Raw genomic sequence first — 21,828 nt, 5'->3', positions numbered from 1 at the left:
TAATTATTCGCTTTCAACGGCAGCTTCTGGATCAAGTAATTGCAATTCATTAAGCAGCTGTTCACGCGACTGATCACTGGCAAGTAACGTCTGTAGTCTTGAACGAAAAGCTGGCACATTACCTAATGGCCCTTTAAGCGACAGCAACGCTTCCCTGAGCTTAATCAGTTTTTTTAATTCAGGTACTTGGCGGCCAATTGCATCTGGCGAAAAATCTGAAAGAGATTGTATTGAAAGGGAGATATCAAGTTCTTGTGGGTTTTCTTCTTCAGATAATCGATTTTCAACTCGGGTTTCAATCTTCAGTCCACTGGCTTGTAGCACCGACTCAAAATTATTTTTATCGACCGACACTGCATCGCGATCTTCAATCGGTGTATCTTCTGAATGTCCTTTAAAATCACCAATGACTACGGTTTTTAAAGGCAATTCAACTTCTGACTGTTGCTCACCCGCAGTGGCGATATATTTGATATTCACGCGCTCTTTTGGCGCGACACTTCCATCTTGTGACATGACTATTTCCTGTCTTTTTCCGTTACAAGCAATGAAAAGTAACCTTGATTGCCCACGAGGCTATAGACCCAGAAAATTATCTATGTATAAAAAGCGTCAAATATTTTCTGATTAACAGCAACCTACGCATCCTGCGACAGAAACTTCAGGTCAGAACCGTACTAACGATTATAAGAAGGGTTTTAATAACGGCAAATTGTTGCCGGGGCAGACAACAATTTGTGATGGGTTAAAATGAATGGAATTTATTTAGAAACGCCCTAGTAAAATACACTTTAAATTAATAGCTTACAAATACGACGCAACCAACCACGCACAATATCTTACAGGAAAAATAGCTTTAAGCTCTACTTGAAAGTGGAATAACTCCTACAAACTTCAACGGCAAACACTCACAAACACAATAGCCAATCTCTCAAAAAACAATTGCACAGCGTTTTTTTATTTTTATCTATTATGAACAATGAAGAGTAACCTTACAAAAACATTGGTTTTTAACGCTACATTATCGAGCAATTTATTACCTAATAACATTAATGATAAAATAATTATTCTCCGGCTACAGCAAACAAGATAAACCTCAATGTATTTATTTAGCTAAAGCAACTAAAAACTTTTGACTAAAAAGTCAGCACTTTGTCGGCTTCAACGGTCCAGCTAGACAATTCGATCAAAGTCGAAACCTTACAACCTTCAATCAATGGCAGGTCAGAAATACCTCGGCCATCGGTGCAGGTTTTGCAAAGTTTCACTTGTGAGCCTTGAGCAATCAAAATTTCCAGCATTTGTTGAATGTCATAGCCTTCTGTAGGGTTTTGCTTTGGCAATGCTGCGGTAACTGCATCTGACATGAGAAACAGATTGGTCTGAACTGTTTTGCTATGTTGCTCATTAAGGTTCATTGCCAGCCGAAGTGCGTTAAACAGCTTCTCTGAGCCATAGGGCGCATCATTGAGTACAAACAAGATATTTTGCATATCGGTCACTTTCCTAAAGTTGAAGCGCTGAAAATAACGCACTGACATTTAAACCTACTGAAGTTGTAGGATTATTTTCTCACTAGTATAAGAGCCAGCATGAGGTTGAGCTTGATCTGAGTAAATGCGGAGAGTTATAAAAAATAGATTTCGGTCAGTAACAAAACAGATTGCTTTAGCTTATTTCAACCAAGCTGATGCACGGTTTTAACATGGCGTTTATGGGTGGTGCGATTAAGCTATTTCAAAGCAATAAAAACAGGCACTACCTAATGATGGCGTCAAGGACGATCCAGCGATCAAACCATTCTCTTAGCCTTCTTACTAAGCTCATTTCGATCATTACATTATCTGTTTTGATCAGTGCTTGTGCTGGCAGCGATGGTAATACTACTAGCCAGCAGCAAATTGAAACTAAACAAAATTGTGACAATACCCAACAAAGCCAAGTCGCATTAGATGCCGGACAAAAAGGTCCTTGGCCAGTCGGCCGCTTTGAAACAGTGATTGACCGGGGCAGCCTTTCGAAAAAACTGCAAACTCAAGTGTGGTACCCAGCGACCATTGGCAGTCAGCAAAACCAACAACCAATTCGCTATGATATTCGCCGATTTCTAAAACCTGCCGATGCGGTTAACGTACCTGATTCTGAAGACCCTTACTTATATTGTGATTGCTATGACCAACTTCCATTGGATACTAACCAAGGGAAATTCCCGGTGATTGTTTATATCCACGGCACCGGCGGATTTTCAGAAGTAGCAATTAGCCAAATGACTCACTGGGCCAGCCGAGGATTCATCGTTATTGCAGCCAATCACCCACAAATTCAACTGAGCGATATTTTAAACAATGGCATTTTTAGTGTGCTGTTTGCTAATCAGGCACTAGACCTTAAATATCTGATTGAAGAAGTACATAACCCGGATAAGCTACAACAATTTTCACAAGTAATGGATAGCCAGAGAATTGGTGTGATCGGCCATAGCGCGGGTGCGATTGCACTAGAAAATGCCGCCAGCTCAGAGGGTGTGCAAGTGATTATCCCGCAAGCCGGTAATACTGAAATTAAATCGGGGGATGATTTACAATCAATTATGGTAATGGGCGCCTACCAAGATAGCGTAATTGATTACAGCGGGCAGGTGGCCAGTTTCGAGCAAAGTAGCGCTGCCAAAAAACGTTTAGTGGGTGTTGCCAATGCCGGGCATATGCTGTTTTCTGAAATTTGCGCCGTTAAACAACCCGAAGGCGGTATTTTTGCGGTGGCAGAAATATATAATGTCAAAGTGCCGTCAATTATCAAACGCTTTGCCAGCGACGGTTGTAGCCTTGATCAAATCCCACCAAACACCGGCATCGACCTAGTGACTTTTGTGACGACCGCAGCCTTTGAAGAAACATTGAAATGCTCCACTAGCGCCAGCCAGCAATTGAACATTGCCCAGAGCTTGTTTGAAAACATTGCAACATTTAAGCAAGAATTTACGGATGCCAAACCCATGCTTGACAGTTTTTAACATTTAGAAAAATTTTAAAAAATATCTATCTGCGCCTCGTCAAAGCTAAATTTTGCGAGGCGCTTTGAATAATAACATTTAGCTTTCCATCTCTCTCAAAAAAAACTAATACTATACCAATTAAATTTGACTTTATATTTCATAAGGTTTGTCTTGTACTTTTGCCCAAGATCCACTGGTACTTTTATATGCATGCAATACTGGATGGTAATGAGATCGAAGATGAGCACCAGATTTTGCATATGGATCAACCGCACAATCGTCTTTTATTACCATCGTATTCTCTGTCATATCTAGCGTAGCAATCAATGCGTACGAACCACTATAGAGACTTCCAAACACTGTATTTCGTATAGACTCATAATGCTCATAACGACTGTCACTGCGTTCAATCATATTGATTTTTATATGTGACAGCATTCCGCAATTTAGCATTGCGTAGAATAACGGATAAATATCGAGTAGATGATGGAAATCATATGAAAATGCATCTGATGCATGCAACAAACCATCGAAACCTATAAATTTATTCGTGATACCTGTGCGTAAAAAATCCAAAATAAATTTAAGAGCATGATCAATAAAAACAGAGTTTCTTCTATCAGTACAAAGCAAAGTATTTTCAATCATACTGGTTAAAAAACTGTCACTTGAAGACTTGGGTATTGAGACACCCCCTCCAGTTGAAAGCATATCCATAGGAAAATAATCGCTTTTTTTAATTCCAGTTGCTCGAGTCGCATTTTTAGGTATATGAAATTTTTGTTGAGTAATATCTCTTGCTGGATGCAAATATACGCGCCCGTTACTATATAGTAACGCAGGAGATATAAACTCGAAATCAAGATACAGCCCTCCATATTTTTTAAGTGCCAACAACCTTAAGATATCAGTTGCAAAAGCAAGCTGATTTTTATATATTAAACTGTCGCAATAAAAATAAATTTTCGAAAGATCACCAATCTCTGAAGCCTCATTAATAAATAGTTCTCTATAATTCTTAACGATAACACCTGGCGTTTTCAGCCCACCATTTAATAGCGTTAAATTATTGGTCCAAAGGATAGATACTGTAGCTGATACACCTACCCATCTATTAGAAATTTCAATATTTGATGCGCAAATCGAGCGAATAATTTCTTCAGACGGTGTTTTTCCTAACCATATTCTATGGATATATTTTATGCCTGATTCAGCATTGGCGCTTACGCTTCTATTCTCAGCAGCACCATGGAAAAGTAAGTTCCTTAACACTGATGATTCTCGAACGAACTGCCCTCTAATGCTTTGTTTTTTATCCTCAGAAACATCTAACACATCAAAGAAATCAATTATTTTTTTCTTAATTATTTCTGGTGCATTGAATCTTTGATAGCCGCGCTTAAAATAAAAATCCGGCTTTGATTGTTTCCAATTTAGCGTTATATCAAATAAAAAAACGGCAAACACATAATCGATCCAACGATAATTAAAAGATTGCTGATTAAAAAAAGATGCGAACGGCTCTTTCTCGAGCACTCCCAGATTACTGAGAACGCCTTTCATTAAACCTAGCCTAACGTCAACATTTTCTTTAAGTGATGATAAGGGCATACCTTGCCTCGAATATTTCTCATGACAGAACTGCCATGCAAAAGATGCTTAAAGTGAAACTCACGAATAGCTTAGCAGGAAACCCGATAAGAAATGATCGCGCCTCTCTTGCAATGATTGCTTTCGCCCGTAACATTCATTCCACTACCGCTATCGGTGAGCATGCACAGATAAGGCGCCATTCGAGATCATCACAAAAGCCCTTCAGCTTTTGCTAAAAACGAAGGCATATCATCGCTAAAATAATAATCCACCCATAAAAAAGGCCGATCTATACAAGATCAGCCCTTCTTAGCAAACTTAGAATTTAATAATTAACTACATTAGATTGTAAGGCTTTAGTAGGTTGTGTTGAGCGTCAGCGAACCACAACGTTTCTCATCAATACCTGTGAACTGCAATATATACTTTTTCTTCAAAACAAATTTGTTGTGGCTCGTCGTAGCCTCGACACAACCTACAGTTAGCGCTCAGAACAATTAATAGATTTTACAACGCTTAGAATTGATAACCCGTTAACCAACCACATCATTGATCAACCTAAAAATTCTAATTTTTATGTTTAACCTAATGCGTTCAACGATTTTCAGGCCGTTTGCTTTTAGGCACATAATTCAAAATAGATACCGGCACAGTTTTTCGTACGGTAAAGCCTTCAATTTCTTTACGCTGAATAACATGGTCTAGGCGACTTTCAATCGCACATAGGTTTTTGAAATCCCCCATCGCGACAAATGAAATTGCCTCACCTGTAGCACCCGCTCGGCCGGTACGACCAATACGGTGAATATATTCTTCTGGCTTAAACGGCAAATCGTAATTGACCACTCGCTCTAGCGCGCCAATATCAATCCCTCGGGCAGCAACGCCGGTCGAGACTAAATACTGCAATGCACCTGATTTAAAATCAGCCAAGGTTTTTTCACGCATCACCTGGCTTCTATCACCATGAATGCAATCAGCTTTAATTCCGCGTTTTTCTAACTGGCTAACCAGCTTTGCAGCACCATGCTTGGTCTCGATGAAAATCAGCGCCTGATTCCATTTTCGCTCCAGAATCAGATGGCTCAGCAAGGTAGATTTAGTATCTTTATCAATGGTGATTAGCCACTGATTAATACTTTCTGCTGCGGTCGATTTAGGTGAGATGGTGATCTCTTCTAGATCATCATATAACGACTTGCTATCGAAACCATCACCGGAAAAACCATCGGCTAGTTTACGCACTTCATCGTTTAAGGTCGCCGAAAACAATAGGTTCTGGCGCTTAACAGGAAGCCGTTCGATGATATTTTTAATGTCATCAATAAAGCCCATATCGAGCATTCTATCGGCTTCATCTAACACCAGCACTTCAAGCTCATCAAAATACAGCGCTCGTTGATGTGCCATATCCAATAGTCGGCCTGGCGTGGCAACTAAAATTTCAACACCTTCGATCAAGCGTTGTTTTTGCTGCTCTGAATCAACACCGCCGTACATCGCCATTGAACTCAGTTTGAGATACTTGCTGTATTGAGCAACGCTGGCCTCAACCTGCACCGCTAATTCACGGGTTGGCGTAACAATCAGCGCACGTATCCGCTTCCCTCTTAACTTTCTGTCTTGATTTAATTTTTCCAACAGCGGCAATACAAAACTGGCCGTTTTACCGGTGCCGGTCTGCGAAGCCGCAAGGACATTTTTACCTAATAAGATCGCAGGGATCGCTTGTTTCTGAACCGCCGTAGGCTCGGTATAGCCCAAGTTAGTCACGGCCTTAATAATAGGGTCGCACAATCCAAGCTTTGAAAATGACATAGATAACATCTCGATATATTCCCAAAATACTGTGGGATGCAGTCATGCGGCGAACCTACCAAACCCGTGTGCTTACAGCAGTAAGCGATTGGGATGAGCGTGTGAGCCAAGGCCTCTGCACCGCCGAGTACAACGGGTATTAGGTAATCAGGGGGAAACAACGCCGGCAGTATAACAGCAACTATTAAGAGAACCCATTGCGTAGCTAGCTAGGGTTTCCTGTGATTATTTTCGATGATTCGACTGCTATCTGTTTTGAGATCAATCTGCCTCACCACTCGTCACAACTTACCGATTTAAATTGAGGACCGGCTTTACTAAGCGCCCAGAGAGCCCGATTGCCAGCCCCTCTGTCAACAGCGCTAAACAAGAATGAATTAGTCGAATTATGACTTGGCGGTAAATTTAAGCTGCAGCGCAATCTGCTCCGTCAACTGATGGAGTAATTCATTGACACATTCAAAGCCGTACTTCGAGTAAAAATTACGAAAGATTGCATTGGCCTTTATCACTTCAACGGTCAGATCACAGTGAAGCGATTGCGCTTTATCCATCAGCGCTTTGCCTGCACATCGGCACTAGTAATAATCAGATGGGACGATGGATCGGGATTTAGCTTGGAGGAATCATTACTAAGGCACAGGCTTTAGCTTTAGCTTTAGCTGGAAACTTCTTTAAGCAACGTGCTGATTGAAGCTAAAAGCTATTTATTTTTCAAAGCCTCCCCTTATTAAATAAAAAAAACGTATCTATACAACTTAAAATGATTACCTTTTACTGACAGCAAATAATTTCACCCGCTTTAATGTATGCTTTTGACAGTTCAACACGTGATCTAGAATTACACCAAGCAATGACATTATATTGTGTATCAATTATTTCATTTACTGACAACCACTCCAATTCAAATTAATTCGCCCAACAGCAAATATTCAGTGTGTGCCTTACCTGCGTGTTATTTTCATTTTATGATTTACTGTAACTTTTTCATCAAACGCTATGGCTAGTAATTTTTTTTCTAATTTATATTTGAACCAAGCCAATGACTCACTAAGCAAGCTGTTGTGTGCGTATTCTTTAAAATGCTCGGTAGAGCACATCATAAATAATAAAACCATCATTTATACCAACAAACTAAAAAATCTGTTCCTACTTTATTTTTAATATATTTTTCAGCATGTTACTGGCAGGTCGTTTCTTTAAAATACGACAAACACTCATCAACTAGCTTTTATTTAGTGAGTAAGTGATTTTATTTTTTAACGTAATCATTCGATATTTGAAAAACATTTGAGAGCATTAGTCAGCAATATTTCTAAACACTAAAATTGAAAAAAGCCTATTCTTTAATGTTTATTGTACGTTCACCCTAATATTTTTGCGGTTCATCTGAGCAGCAACTCCAATAGCACGACGACACTGACTTGGATCAGTACACTGAAACTGTTGATTTCACATCTCAATTGAAACGCCACTGAATATAATTAGTGATCTCGCTGCCTACAATGCGTATCGAAATAAAAATTAAATCGATACAATTTTTCAGACCTTTGCGAGTCTAAAAGATAATCACCGACTGTTGATATCGAAGTCTATTATCTTTTTCAGGATCACAGGCTTCTAATTCACTCTATATAAATACAAGGAATCGCATAATGAAAACTCTTTTAGCATCCTTAACGTTGATCGCATCTTCAACTGTTGCGATAGCTTCACCTCCACCTGTTCCATCAGATGAATTGAGATCATTTGCAAGTAATATGGAAACAATTCATTTAGAAATTCAAGAACTACAGGAATGGGCCGCAGCTAATGCTTCAGCTATTGGCTGCGAAAGCTTTGGGGATCTCGCGCATCTTTGTTTGAACACTTCTGGAATTGGAGATGGTACTGATTACACATCGGTATTCAACCCATTAACCATCACTAATTTGTCCACTGCAGTCTCAGCAACAACATTGCTCGATGGTGTAGAACCAATAATAGCAATAGACTACTTAGCTATTTATAATGAAGCCTTGGCTACTTTAGCGCTTGCTGATAATGATGTACGAGCTAAAGTTAATTCAGCTCGAATCGGATGGTCAGCAGGCCCAGGCTTACGAGCAGTAGAATGGGTTAAATACGCTACAGGCGAAACAAGGAGCACTGTAGAAACAGCAGAAACAGCTGGCTACATAAATCGCAATCAACTCAACCACTTTTACCCTAACCTCGACACCACAGCCTCTCTCGTAAAGGACCTTAAAACGATTTATGGCTGGACTAATTCATTCGTAGAGGCTCAACAAGCTAGGAACGTTGAAGGTCAAAACCAATACCGCGCACTCATTAAAGATTACTATGGTGTTGGTTTTAACGATCCACTACCATTGGGTATTAGCATCCGAGGATTGAATTTACGCCTCCAAGATCTCATCGTAGGCCGCGAATTAAGATTTGTTTCATCTTTTGATCGCTTCATGGGTAGGCATTTAAATGTAGAAGCAGTTATCTCAAATACAGAAGAATATCTTGTACTATCAAATGCGCTCAATCAATCAATCGCAGTAGCCGCTGAAGCTCGTGCGGCCGTTGCAATAGCAGCAGCTAACGCGGGTATCACCTCGCAAAATTAAACAAAAACTAAACAAAACCCCTAAGAATCTTTTTAGAATCTTAGGGGTTTTTTTATTATTTTCCCGGCATCGCAAAGGGCGTTATAAGCGCCCTAAGAAGCATTTCGGAATATATAAGATGCAGCACGCCATCCATGATTTTAATTATCTCTCAATCAAAAACTCTCATGACTGGGATAACCACAAAATACTGGCAATCGCTTCGAATGAAATTCCATTGAATTAATGCTACGACGAAAACTAGATTAATATCGGTTATTAAAATTGCTTCTGATTTAAACCTACTCAATAAAAAAAGCATCAAGAGGACGGTTGTTTTCCTGCCTCTTGTGTTCGCTGTCGTCAAGCCTCAGTTTGTCGATTGACTCGATCACAACTGCCTGAGGTTCAGCGCATTACCTATTACATAGGCAAGCTGCTAAACACTGGCTATCACTTTGCTGCGACCGCTCGTGGCGCTAACCCACTAGCTTGCGTCGGCCTCAATTTTTAATCGCTAAAAAAAGGGAGAGATTTTCTTTTAGATTGTAAAGAATAACTCTGGGTGCTGGCATGATGTGGAAATGACATTTTTTTCAAGTGCCGTTCCTGAAAAAAAAACGGTTGCCAAAGATTAAATCAATGGCAACCGCATGAGGATTCAAATGTTTTTTGACAGGTATAAACAATATATTGGGTGGCGTTATTGTTTATCTAAAGTTAGTTGCATCTGTGAGCACTATGTAAAGCTGAATTCTTTCCTGCATCCCTATGGTTCCGGCACTATATAAGTCAATAACGCCAGCAGCACATCGACCTCCATGTAGGTTGTCCCAAACTATACCACCCCAAACACCATTCGAAACAACAGTGTCTCCACCTGCACTTGCACCCGTAACAGATAAAGTGACGGAATTATTATAATCACACCCTCTATTTACCTGGATGATGTCACCTGTTGAAGTGTCTTCAACATATAAAGAAGTTGCACCTGCTTCGATAGCAGTTAAAAAGTCTTCACTCGTTGTGATAGCACTTTCCACCGCAAAGCCTGGTCTAAAGTTAGTTGCATCTGTGCGTGCAACGAAAGCACTTATTCGGAATTGTAAGCCAGCAGTTCCTAGATATTCTAATTCGACCCGTCTAATATCACATCGATTTCCACCGGTCTGATTTATCTCTGCCCAGCGACCATCTTGAATAGTAGTATCACCATCATCTTCTGCACCAGTAACATACATAACAAACGTACCATTACTACAAGGAAATCTATTAAACTGCAGTATGTTGCCTGTTGTTGTATCTTCAACATACCAAGAGTTTGCACTAGGTAAATCTATTGCAATTAAGAAATCTTCATTCGTTGTGATAGCGCTTTCAACCGTAAAGCCTGGTCTAAAGTTAGTTGCATCTGTGCTTGCAACGAAAGCACTTATTCGGAACTGTAAGCCAGCAGTTCCTGGATATTCTAATTCGACCCGTCTAATATCACATCGACTTTCACCGGTCCGATTTATCTCTACCCAGCGACCATCTTGAATAGTAGTATCACCATCATCTTCTGCACCAGTAACATACATAACGAACGTACCATTACTACAGGGAAATCTATTAAACTGCAGTATGTTGCCTGTTGTTGTATCTTCAACATACCAAGAGTTTGCATCAGGTAAATCTATTGCAATTAAGAAATCTTCATTCGTTGTGATAGCGTTTTCAATAGTAGACCCGTCTCTAGACAAGGTAGGCGCAACGGGTTCTGGTGCAACGGGTTCTGGTGCAACTGTTAATCTAAAGTTAGTTGCATTCAAGTTTTGGATATAGGTTTGGATTCTAGATTGTAAGCCTTCAGTTCCTTCAGCTTCGAATATTACATAGCCATCAACACATCGAACGCCACCGTCCCAGTGAATGTATCCCAAACGACCATTCTTAATACCAGTATCGGTAAAACCATTCTGTTCTGTACCTGCAACAGAAAAAACAAAGTCTTCATTGTCTTCACAGATTTTATTTATTTGGATAATGTCATCTGTTGAAGTGTCTTCAACATATAAAGAAGTTACATCATCTGAGCTAATGGCACTTAAGAAATCTTCACTAGTTGTGATCGCGCTTTCAGGAGTAAATCCTAATTTGTAATTAACTGCATCTGAGTACTGTATGTAAGCTTGGATTCTAGACTGCAAGCCTGCCGTTCCATCACCATCAGATACGAAATATCCACCAGCACATCGAACTGTATCGTCCCAAAATATCTGCCCCCAAGCACCATTTTGAAAACCAAGGTCAGCCACACCACTCTGTGGTGCACCAGTAACAGACATAACAAAGAAGTCACTATCTTCACAAATTAGTTTATTTATCTGGATTATATTACCTGCCGCATCTTCAACATACCAAGAGTCTGCAGATGGATTAACAATAATAGAAGTTATAAACTGATCACTAGTTCTGATAGCGCTTTCAGGATCAACCCCGCGTCTAAGCACATTTAATTCTTCTTGTACTTCTACTTCTTGCTCGGCGAGAAGTGCTTCTAGAACTTGTACATCTCCAGAAACAAACTCTCCACCTGAATTATAACCTTTGAAGTATACGGCTTGAACTAAGTGAGAACCGTTAACAACAATCACGTTTTGAGAGTCGTATCCTGTTCCAACCCATACCGTTTCATCTACAAGAACAGCCGTAATAGTCATGTCTATTATATGCTGTGAAAATATAAGGCTATAGTCTCCGTTAGAAAATTTAGGTCCTAACGTAACAAGTCCCGGGACGGGCATAGGCTCTGCTGCACTTGAAAATTGAGAAGCACTCGCTTTAATGTCAATTTGCGTTAACTCGGCCATCCAATTGGTATTTTCAAAAGATTCTACGATGGTGGATCTGTCTATGACCTCCACGTCATCCGCGTAATTATCGCATCCTACGGATAGGATTCCGATTGTTAAAAACAACAGTAAGTTTTTCATCGTGTTTATTCCTCGACAAGAGTTAGGTTAAGGCGTCCCTGTTTCTAATTATTTATTCCTCGTCAGGAACGAATTCAAAGCCTCTCTCTATGTCAGCGTAATTTCTACGAAAGACACCAGAGGCAACAGCCTTGCAAGATATTTTTTCTCACCGGCTAATTCTTTAATTGTTAAATATTCATTGCTTTCGCTATCGTAGCGCTTTAATACCCCATAACGCTCTATTTATTGCTTAAACTCGACATTGCAGCTTTTCTGTCTTGACATTGTGAAGATAAATCAAAAAAGGCCAAGCTACGGCTCGGCTAGTAGCGCCAAGATTTTGACCTTATCTTTTTCGTTAAATTATTTACGCGTTAACTCATCACTTTAATGCCGACCCAATATTTATTGATGAATAAAATAATTCACTAAAAGAAATCAACCTCCTTACATTAATTGCTAGCATGACTGCCATTAAGACGCTTTACTCTAGGATGCCGATTCTATCCTTTTTCGTCAAATTTTTTACACGTTAATTCGTCACCTTAACGTTGCCACAATGCTTTTTAACAAATTAAACAATGGACTAAAAAACCAACCCTCCAGCAGAACTCACTCATTGCCAAAAAAAACCAATTCACCTGCATCATCTGTTGACATCATTATCACTGAAACACCTATTGGATTGCGATTTAGCGCAGAACCTTTGATTTATTTAAATTAACTGGATTGCATTGAAATGCACTGAGTTGCGCCGAGTTTTCTACAAGAAAAAAATATCATGGCAGCTAATATTGCAAGCTATTCTAATAAATATTGTAATACGCCAAGATACTAAACTGAGCATCTTTGATGCTGAATGACATTTGTAAAAACAAATACTGCATACCACTTATGACTTTAAATACTCCTCCAACCAATAACTCCAACAACTCCAACAACTCCAATAACTCCAATAACTCCAATAACTCCAATAACTCCAATAATTCTAACAACTTAAATAACCACAAAAAAAACTGGCATTCACTGCAATTAAAATTGCATCCCTTGCATTTTAAATGCAACCATACTGAATTAAGGGACTCGGAAATTTAAAATTACTCGGAACCTTGTAGGTTTGATGAGTACTAGCGAAATCAGACATCTAGCGATGGGGGCAAAACTGTCTGATTGCGCCGAAGGCTTATCAAACCTACGCGGATAACATAAGATTCAGTGTGATGCGACCATCCCTGGGAAACAGGGTATTTATTAGTTTCTAGGACCCTAATATCAAAGCAAAAATCAAATCAGTCTGTTTGTTTAAATTGCATTTAATTTTAAAAACCTCTAATTTAAAACCATTCAATAAAAATGAGTACCAAGAGAGAGATTGCTTTTCAGGCGCCTGTGTTTGCCGTTGCCAAGCGCAGCTTGTTGCTTGGCTCGATCACTAAACTGCTGAGGTTCAGCGCATTATCCATGGCATAGGCAAACTGATAGGCACTGGATATTACTTTGCTGCGACCGCTCATGGCGCTAACCTACTAGCCTGAATCTAATTTTTTAATTTAAATAGCAGTGATTGAACTGTATCTCTGATATTAACTATGGACTTAATTTAATCATCAACAAAAGATTTTAGCCGAGAAATATTGACCCACTTTTAGAAAATTATTTTCATGATAAATGGCCCGCCCCAAGATATGGATTTTAGCTAGAACTGGAAACCTCCTTAGGCAAAGTGTCAACCAAAGCTAAAAGTCATTTATTTTTTTAAAGCCTCAGCTGTTAAATAAAAGGATACCCATACAATTTAAAGCAACAACTTTTTGCCGACAGCAAATAAATATTACCTGCTTCAATATATGCTTTTGACAATTCAACACGTAACCTAAGACCATGCAAAGCAATGATATTATCTTACGTATCGATTGCCTCATTTACTGACAACCATTCCGATACAAATTGATTCGCTCAACATTCATCACTCCCACCACTCATGTATCATTTTTATTTTCGTGGCCTTCTGTAACTTTCATTGAACATTACAGTTAGTATTTTTCTGATTCTTTTGTTTTCTAATGTATATTTGAACCTAATTAATGACTCGCTAAGGGTCGTGAAATACAATACACGCCCTGCTCCCGATGCATCTAACCTTCTGTTACATGCAGGCTTGATGAGCCTTCTGTGCAATCAGACACTTTTGAAACGTATCGCCAGATAGCTGATTTCGCTACGTGACCCACACAAAAGCGAGGGATACCGAAAAATGTATGGAATATTTTGGCCTCATCAAACCTTGTATCTACAATGTCCGGAGCAATTTTAAATTTCTAAGCCCTTGAGCAAACTGATGTGAGCACATTACAATTAATAAAACCATCATTTACACTAACAAACCGAATGATTCACCTCTTTTTTTATTTTCAAGTTACTTTTCAATAAGTTGATAGCAAAAAACCTTGTAAAAACACTACAACTTCCAATCAATTAGTTTTTATTTAGTGAATACATTATTTTGTTTTTTGGCGCAAACATTCGACATTTGAGAGCATTAGCCAACAATACCTCTAAGCACTAAAATTGAAAAAATCCTATATTTTAATACTTATTGCACGTTTACTCTAATATTTTTGCAGTTCATCTGAGCATCAACTTCGATGGCACGACGATACTGACTTGAATCAGTACACTGAAGCTGCTGACTTCACATTTTAAGTGAAACACCATCGAATATAAGTGATCTCACTTCTCACAATTCGCATCGAAATGAAAACTAAATCGATACAATTTTTCAACTCTTTGCGAATACCGCAGAATCTAGAAGATGATCACGGGCTGTTGATATCGAAGTCTACTATCTCTTTCAAGATCGCACCGACCTCTAATCAACCCTATTTAAATAAAGGAATGGTATAATGAAAACTTTCTTAGCATCCTTAGCGTTGATCGCATCTTCAACTGCTGCGATAGCTTCACCCCCGCCTATTCCATCAGATGAATTAAAATCATTTGCAAGCAATATGGAAACAATTCATTTAGAAATTCAAGAACTACAGAAATGGGCTGCAGCTAATGCTTCAGACGCTGGCTGCGCAAGCTTTGGGGATCTCGCACAACTTTGTTTAAACACTTCTAAAATTGGAGATAAAACGGATTACACATTAGTATTCAACCCATCAACCATCGCTAATTTGTCCATTGCAGTCTCAGCAACAACATTGCTCGATGGTATAGACCCAATAACACCAATAGACTACTTAGCTATTTATAATGAAGCTGTGATTGCCTCTGCGCTTGCTGATGATGATATAAGCGCGAAGATTCAACCGGTTCGAAAAGTATGGTCAGCAGGCCCAAGCTTTCGAGTAGTAGAGTGGATAGAATACGTTACAGGCGAAACTACAGGCACTATAGAAACAGCAGAGACAGCAGGATACCTGATTCGTAATGTGCTCGATCATTTTTACCCGAACCTCGAAACCATAGGTGCTCTCGTAGAAGACCTTGAAATGATCTATGGCTGGACTAATTCATTCATAGAAGCTCAACAAGCTGGGAACGTTGAAGACCAAAACCAATACCGCACAATTATTAAAGATTACTACGGCGTCGGTGTTAATGATCCACTACCGTGGGGGATTGGCTTTCAAGAGCTGAATTCACGTCTTTATGATTTCCTCATAGGTGATGAATCGAAAGTTATCTCACCTTTAGATCACTTGGTGGGTAAGGATTTGAACGTAGAAGAAGTTATCTCAAATACAGAAGAATATCTTGTACCATTAAATGAACTCCATCAAGCAATCATAGTAGCCAACAAGGCTCGTGCGGCCGTTGCAATAGCAGCAGTTAACGCAGGCATCACCTTACAAGACTAAACAAAACCCCTAAGATTTTTTTTAGGTCTTAGGGGTTTTTTTATTATTTTTCTGATATCGCAAAGGGTTTTAAAGGTATTCCAAGAAATGCTTCGGAATATATAAGATACAGCACGCCACCGATGATTTTAAGTATATCTTAATTAAAAACGCTAATGACTGGCATAACTATACAAACTTAGCGCTCAGCACGATTGCAGTAACTACTTTCTTCACTTCGAATACAATGATACTGAATTGACACTACGACAAGAAAAATAATCTCGATCACTTAAATTGCATTTAATTCTAAAAACTCCTGATTTAAACTCATTAAATATAAACAAACATCAAGATGGCAATTGTTTTTCAGACTCCTGTGTTTTTGATTAGCTAGAACACAAAACCACTTAAAATTCAGCGCACTACCCATTTCACAGGCAAGCTGTCTCGCACTAGCCATCGCAGAGCTGCGACCGCTCATGGTATTGACATCAATCAGCTTTAGATAATCTGTTAATTAAATGGCAATAAATGAACTGTATCGCTTATATTAATACTAGGTTTGGATTTGGATTTATTCTTACTATCAATATAAGATTTCAATCGAGCATATTTATAATCATATCGGCGTTATTTGTTTCTTTTTCAACTTTTTTCCTGCGATGATTTCTGGTGGGTTAGATCTTCTCTTTAGAGTCTGCTTGGATTTTTTAACTACTATTTTCAATAAATTTATAGCGCCATAAACTTTCAGATTTAACTTCCATGCCAATGCCTTCTGCTATCCTTGACGAGAATGAAGATGACGCTAACTTGAGATTCACAGTTAAAAAATTACTCTGTCATTACAAGCAGAAAGCACATGGATATACAGATTAGTGCAATGCAGGCAGTAAATGTTCTAGACATTTGCTTTGCATTTCTTCCACCAATGGATAATCATGCCAAAGCCGAGAAATCAGCAACCATATGCCAAAGATGGAAAAGTGAGAGAGATTATACGAGCTCTTTAAAAGAGAATGCGGACGGGATTTGCTTTCGGCTCATATGAAATAACTCTGAACGCCATCATGACAACCGAATGAGAAATCAAATGGTTTTTGACTGGCATAAACAACACTTTGCTCGGTATTGTTTTTCCTTCGTGCCGACACTCTATCTTTAACTTATTATTCAAAACTTTAACAAAGTGTTAAAAAGCCTGAGGCAGTTTTGCCCCAAGCTTAATTAGCTTAATTTAACCTGTAGTTAGTTGCGCCTTTCTTTTCGAGGTAATTTGCCAAAGCGTACGTTCCATCATCACCATTAGAACACGCTCCCGTGGCAGATAATATTATATTGCTTTGGTTGATGCATGCTCTAGTTACCTGGATAATGTCACCTGCTCTCGTATCTTCAATGTATCTAGATTCTCCAACTTCAGGCGTATTACTTAAAAAACCTTCGTGAGCCCTTATAGCTAGGTCAGGAGTAGATCCATCTCTAACAGGTGGAACATACTAGTCCCTAAAATTAGTGGCGGTTGTGTATTGTATGTAAGCATTTATTACACTTTGAAAACCTGCATTTTCACGACCAGTCTGATGAGCTTTAAAAGAATCACTACATCTACCTCGAAGCCACGAGGCAGCTCCCCAAAAGCCGGTTCGAATGTTAACATAATTATCAGCAGATCCATCTTGTGCTGCGCCAGTAACATTAATCAGTGTTGATCCTGTAAAACCACCACAGAATGCATTCATCTGTATGATGTCACCCGTTGTTGTGTTTTCAACATATCTAGATTGTCCGACTGCAAGTAAATTCGCTACAAATTCCCTGTGCGTTCTAATAGCTAACGCAGGAGTAGAGCCGTCTCTTGTTATTCCAAAGTTAGTTGCATCTGTGTATAAGAAATACTCCGATATTCTGGCTTGTAAGCCCGCAATACCAGCACCAGCTACGAAATCAGTTCGGGTGTTAATACAGCGATCACCATGCCAGAATACAGCTTTCCAAGTATTGCTACTAAAATAAGTATCTGCTTCATCCAGCGCTCCAGTGATAGATAAAACAAGGCCTTCTGCACTTTCACATACGCGATTAAACTGTAGAATATTGCCTGTTAGCGTGTTTTCAACATACCAAGAGCTCAAACTTCCATTAATAGCATTACTGAATTCTTCTTGAGTTCTAATCGCTAGCGCAACAGTAGATCCGTTTCTAACAGGAACATACCCGTCTCTAAAATTAGTGGCGGTTGTGTTTTGTATGTAAGCATTTATTACATTTTGAAAACCTGTATTTTCGCGACCAGCATGACCAACAATATCAAAAGCATCACTACATCTACCTTGATGCCACGAGGCAGTTCCCCATTCACCGGTTAGAGTGGCAACATAATAATCAGCAGATCCATCTTGTGCTGCGCCAGTAACATTAATCGGTGTTAATCCTGTAAAACCACCACAGAATGCATTCATCTGTATGATGTCACCCGTTGTTGTGTTTTCAACATATCTAGATTGTCCGACTGCAGGTACATTCGCTACAAGTTCCCTGTGCGTTCTGATAGCTAACGCAGGAGTAGAGCCGTCTCTTGTTATTCCAAAGTTAGTTGCATCTGTGTATAAGAAATATTCCGATATTCTGGCTTGTAAGCCCGCAATACCAGCACCAGTTACGAAATCAGTTCGGGTGTTAATACAGCGATCACCATGCCAGAATACAGCTTTCCAAGTATTGTCACTAAAATAAGTATCAGCTTCATCCAGCGCTCCAGTGATAGATAAAACAAGGCCTTCTGCACTTTCACATACGCGATTAAACTGTAGAATATTGCCTGTTAGCGTGTTTTCAACATACCAAGAGCTCAAACTTCCATTAATAGCATTACTGAATTCTTCTTGAGTTCTAATCGCTAGCGCAACAATAGATCCGTCCCTTACTGGATCAACTGGATCAACTGGATCAACTTGATCAACTTGATCAACTTGATTAACTTGATCAACCGGATCAACTGATCCACCAAAGTTAGTTGCACCTACTTTTATTAATTCAGATATTTTGCCTTGAAAATCTTCAGACCCTCCAATGATGTCACGGAACTGCGGATCATAACCACAACGCTCTTCCCAAGTTATACTTCCAAGGATAGCACCACCATAAATACCTAAATCTTGCGATCCATCTTGCACTGTTCCAGCAATAGAAAAATAAGGATCATCCTCTGAACAGAGCCTGTTCACCTGAATAATTCCACCAGTCACTTCGTTTTTAATATACCAAGAAGACGCGCCGCTGTTTGCGTTAACAGCTTCAATGAATAACTCGGGGGAAGTGATTGCGTGTTCAAGCGTTGTACCGGGCAAATAACCCGTTATCGGTTCTTCGTATTCAAATCCTTCTACTGTTACGCCGACTCTAATGACATCTCCATTAGAGTTGGTACCTTGGAATGCTACGAAGCGAACGTTTGCAGATCCCATAAGAACCGTAACGTCATCGGAGTTAAGCCCGTACCTATCTAAACGCGTACCATCTAGACGACGAATGTTGACAATCATGTTTGTTAGATCTTGTGCGTAGATAAGGCTAAAGTCTCCATTCTCGTCTGGAGCTCCCAGCCTCACTAGCCCTCGAACAGTTGCCGGCCCTTCTATTCTTTCATGTGTGCTCCCTGCACTTTCGTGCGCCACTTCATCCGCGTACGCGTAATTAGCGCATCCTATAGTTAGGAATCCAATTGTTAAAAACAATAGTAGGTTTTTCATCGTGCTTATTCCTCTGCAAGAGTTAAATTAAGGCGTCCCCTGTTTTTAATTATTTATTCCTCGTCAGGATTGAATTCGAAGCCCCCCTTAATTCAGCCGTAGCTCCTACGATAAACACGAGGGCAACAATCTTGTGAGATATTGTTTCTTATTGGCTAATCCTTTAATTTTTAAGCATTCATTTCTTTCGCCATCGTGCTGTTTTAATTCAAACTCGACACTGCGGCCTTTCTTCCTTAATATTGAGAATAAAAAAACTCCCAATAACATCATCACAATAGTAAAATCATTTACACGCTAATCCATCACGTTCATGCTGCCACTACACTTCTCGATTGATTAAAAAACCCACTAAAAAAAATCAATTCCTTATCAGAACTGACTCACTGTCAAAAAATTAACTTATCTGAATTAATTGCCGACATCGTTGCTATCGAACCACGCCTGAGTGAAAAAGTTTTCTGCTTATCTAAATTTACCAGATTGAGCTGGACTTTCAATAAAAAAGAAGAAACATAGTAACAGGTAACATTGCACGCCAGCCTAATTAATTTTTCGATACATTACGACATTAATTTGAGTTTCTTAATTGTTAATTGTATTAATAAAAAACATCACAAACCCTTCGCATTCCTTGCACTTATAAAGTCAAAGACAAAGCAAGAGGTCGTCATATTAATAGCCAGTAATTGGTTTTATTAGCGCTGATGACCAATATCATCATTGTGTCAGTTGGATTTCGATTTTATGCACCCGCTCCCAATATTGCCCGCATGGAGAAAACAGAAAAAAATCTTAAATAACAAAGAAACAGCACGCCAAACAGCACGCCACCCATAATTGCCACGCAAACAGCACGCCACCCATCACGCAAACAGCACGCCACCCATCACGCAAACAGCACGCCACCCATAATTGCAATTATACCTCAATCCAAAAATCTAATAACCGGAACAACCCTGAAACACTAACATTAAATGTGATTATGGCAGTCGATTGCTTCGTTTCAAATGCAACTATATTAAATTGATGCCACGGCGAAAACCGGATCAGCTCCGGTTATTTAAATTACATCTGATTTTAAATATTCTAGATTTAAACTTACTCAATAAAAATGAGCATCAAGAGGGTGGTTGTTTTCCAGGCGATGGTATTTGCTGTCGCCAAGTTTCAGTTTGTTGTTTAACTCGATCACGAAATTGCTTGAGATTCAGCGCATTACCCATTGCGTGGGCAAACTGTCGCGCATTCGCCATCACAGTGCTGCGACCGCTCATGGCAGAAGCCCACCAGCGTGCATCAGTCTCAATTTGTAATCGTTCAAAAATTGGCGGCAAACTGCTGTCCATGTGTCTCTTATCAGTGCGCGCCATGCGAGCACTGGCATCAACCAATTCCAAATAATCTTTTAATTTAAATGGCAGCAGATGAATTTTATCTTTGATATTAATGCTAGATTTGGCTTTGCTATCAACAAAAGGTTTTAATCGGGCGAAATTATAATCGTAGCGCCGCTGATTATTTGTTTTTCGGCTTTTCTTTCTACGATGATTACTGGCAGGTAATTCAGTTTCAATTCGGGCTTGAACCGAAGTGTAATTCGAACTTTCTGGCGTTTGTGCAATACCGGCACGAAGCGGGTTAAGATCGACATAGGCCATGCAGGTGAGCAACGCCTGTTCATCCAGCAATGCTTGGGCTTTAAACCGCCCTTCCCAAAATCGGCCTTTGCATAAATCTTCCGCATTGGCGATTCGTGCCAACGGTTCGTTAATTGAGCGCATAAACCAGCTAATGGAATATAATCGCTTGCGATAAATAGTATCAGCAGTTTCTTCAACCCATTGAATTTGCATTTGAGTCAGCGTGTGAAATTTGTCAGGATCGAGATAACTCTTAACCCATGGATGCGCCTCGAACACCTTGCAATATTGCAACAACACCTGCTTGATATTCCAGTTTTTCGCGCGCTCCACATCCACAAAAACCACCAGGTGGTAGTGGTTGCTCATGACGGCGTAAGCTGCGATATCAACCGCAAACGCTTTGCTCAGCCGATCAATTCTATCGACAATCCACTGGCGGCGATGGTCGTAATTTTTACGGTGCTTTTTGAGTAGTGTTGGATCTTCACCACACAACCACCCTCGCCTAACACAACGCGAAATTACATGGAGAAATGGATTTTCTTTCGGATCGTATAGAATAGCTCTGGGTGATGGCATGATGTGAAAATGACAACTTTTTCAAGTGCCGCTCCTGCAAAAA

Annotated in this window: 12 protein-coding genes; 3 read left to right on the top strand and 9 right to left on the bottom strand. The window is 39.6% G+C overall.

Features of this window, described 5'->3' with window-relative positions; all coding sequences use genetic code 11:
* Positions 1-3: 3 nt before the first annotated feature.
* Positions 4-516, bottom strand: a complete 513-nt coding sequence (gene tssB / locus DC094_RS10945; protein WP_116687157.1) for a type VI secretion system contractile sheath small subunit — start codon at positions 514-516, stop codon at positions 4-6.
* 620 nt (positions 517-1,136) lie between these two features.
* Complete coding sequence (locus tag DC094_RS10940; protein ID WP_116687424.1) at positions 1,137-1,493, bottom strand: DsrE/DsrF/TusD sulfur relay family protein; 357 nt, start codon at positions 1,491-1,493, stop codon at positions 1,137-1,139.
* Between the two features lie 356 nt (positions 1,494-1,849).
* On the opposite strand from DC094_RS10940, the gene DC094_RS10935 reads away from it, so the two are divergent.
* Positions 1,850-3,013 (top strand): alpha/beta hydrolase family protein, encoded by a 1,164-nt coding sequence (locus DC094_RS10935; protein ID WP_158527293.1) that lies wholly within the window; start codon positions 1,850-1,852, stop codon positions 3,011-3,013.
* 132 nt (positions 3,014-3,145) lie between these two features.
* Here DC094_RS10935 and DC094_RS10930 read toward each other — a convergent pair whose 3' ends face one another.
* The 3 genes from DC094_RS10930 to DC094_RS22120 all read right to left on the bottom strand — a co-directional run bounded on the left by DC094_RS10930 (position 3,146) and on the right by DC094_RS22120 (position 6,960).
* On the bottom strand, positions 3,146-4,558 hold the full coding sequence (locus DC094_RS10930; RefSeq protein ID WP_158527292.1) for a TcdA/TcdB catalytic glycosyltransferase domain-containing protein: 1,413 nt from the start codon (positions 4,556-4,558) through the stop codon (positions 3,146-3,148).
* Between the two features lie 624 nt (positions 4,559-5,182).
* Positions 5,183-6,406: a DEAD/DEAH box helicase gene (locus tag DC094_RS10925; RefSeq protein WP_116687423.1), complete on the bottom strand. Its 1,224-nt coding sequence runs from the start codon at positions 6,404-6,406 to the stop codon at positions 5,183-5,185.
* A 386-nt stretch (positions 6,407-6,792) separates the two neighbouring features.
* Entirely contained in the window at positions 6,793-6,960 is a 168-nt protein-coding gene (locus DC094_RS22120; RefSeq protein ID WP_158527291.1) for a hypothetical protein, read from the bottom strand.
* A 1,101-nt stretch (positions 6,961-8,061) separates the two neighbouring features.
* Between DC094_RS22120 and DC094_RS10920 the strand changes: the two genes are divergently transcribed.
* Positions 8,062-9,024 (top strand): hypothetical protein, encoded by a 963-nt coding sequence (locus DC094_RS10920; RefSeq protein ID WP_116687154.1) that lies wholly within the window; start codon positions 8,062-8,064, stop codon positions 9,022-9,024.
* A gap of 689 nt (positions 9,025-9,713) precedes the next feature.
* Here the strand turns inward: DC094_RS10920 and DC094_RS10915 are convergent.
* Entirely contained in the window at positions 9,714-11,978 is a 2,265-nt protein-coding gene (locus tag DC094_RS10915; RefSeq protein ID WP_116687153.1) for a hypothetical protein, read from the bottom strand.
* Positions 11,979-13,339: 1,361 nt separating this feature from the next.
* Positions 13,340-13,474, bottom strand: a complete 135-nt coding sequence (locus DC094_RS22710; RefSeq protein WP_255420890.1) for a hypothetical protein — start codon at positions 13,472-13,474, stop codon at positions 13,340-13,342.
* 1,389 nt (positions 13,475-14,863) lie between these two features.
* Between DC094_RS22710 and DC094_RS10905 the strand changes: the two genes are divergently transcribed.
* Positions 14,864-15,826, top strand: a complete 963-nt coding sequence (locus DC094_RS10905) for a hypothetical protein (protein WP_116687151.1) — start codon at positions 14,864-14,866, stop codon at positions 15,824-15,826.
* Positions 15,827-17,307: 1,481 nt separating this feature from the next.
* Here DC094_RS10905 and DC094_RS10890 read toward each other — a convergent pair.
* Both DC094_RS10890 and DC094_RS10885 read right to left on the bottom strand, forming a co-directional pair.
* Complete coding sequence (locus DC094_RS10890) at positions 17,308-19,560, bottom strand: hypothetical protein (protein WP_116687148.1); 2,253 nt, start codon at positions 19,558-19,560, stop codon at positions 17,308-17,310.
* A gap of 1,121 nt (positions 19,561-20,681) precedes the next feature.
* Positions 20,682-21,785 carry a transposase gene (locus DC094_RS10885; protein WP_133245523.1) on the bottom strand — a complete coding sequence of 368 codons (1,104 nt, stop codon included), beginning with the start codon at positions 21,783-21,785 and terminating at the stop codon, positions 20,682-20,684.
* Positions 21,786-21,828: the final 43 nt, after the last annotated feature.

The organism is Pelagibaculum spongiae, from assembly GCF_003097315.1.
GTDB classification, from domain to species: Bacteria; Pseudomonadota; Gammaproteobacteria; order Enterobacterales; family Pelagibaculaceae; genus Pelagibaculum; species Pelagibaculum spongiae.
Note: the sequence above shows the minus strand (reverse complement) of the source record. Positions and strands in the feature narration are given on the sequence as shown.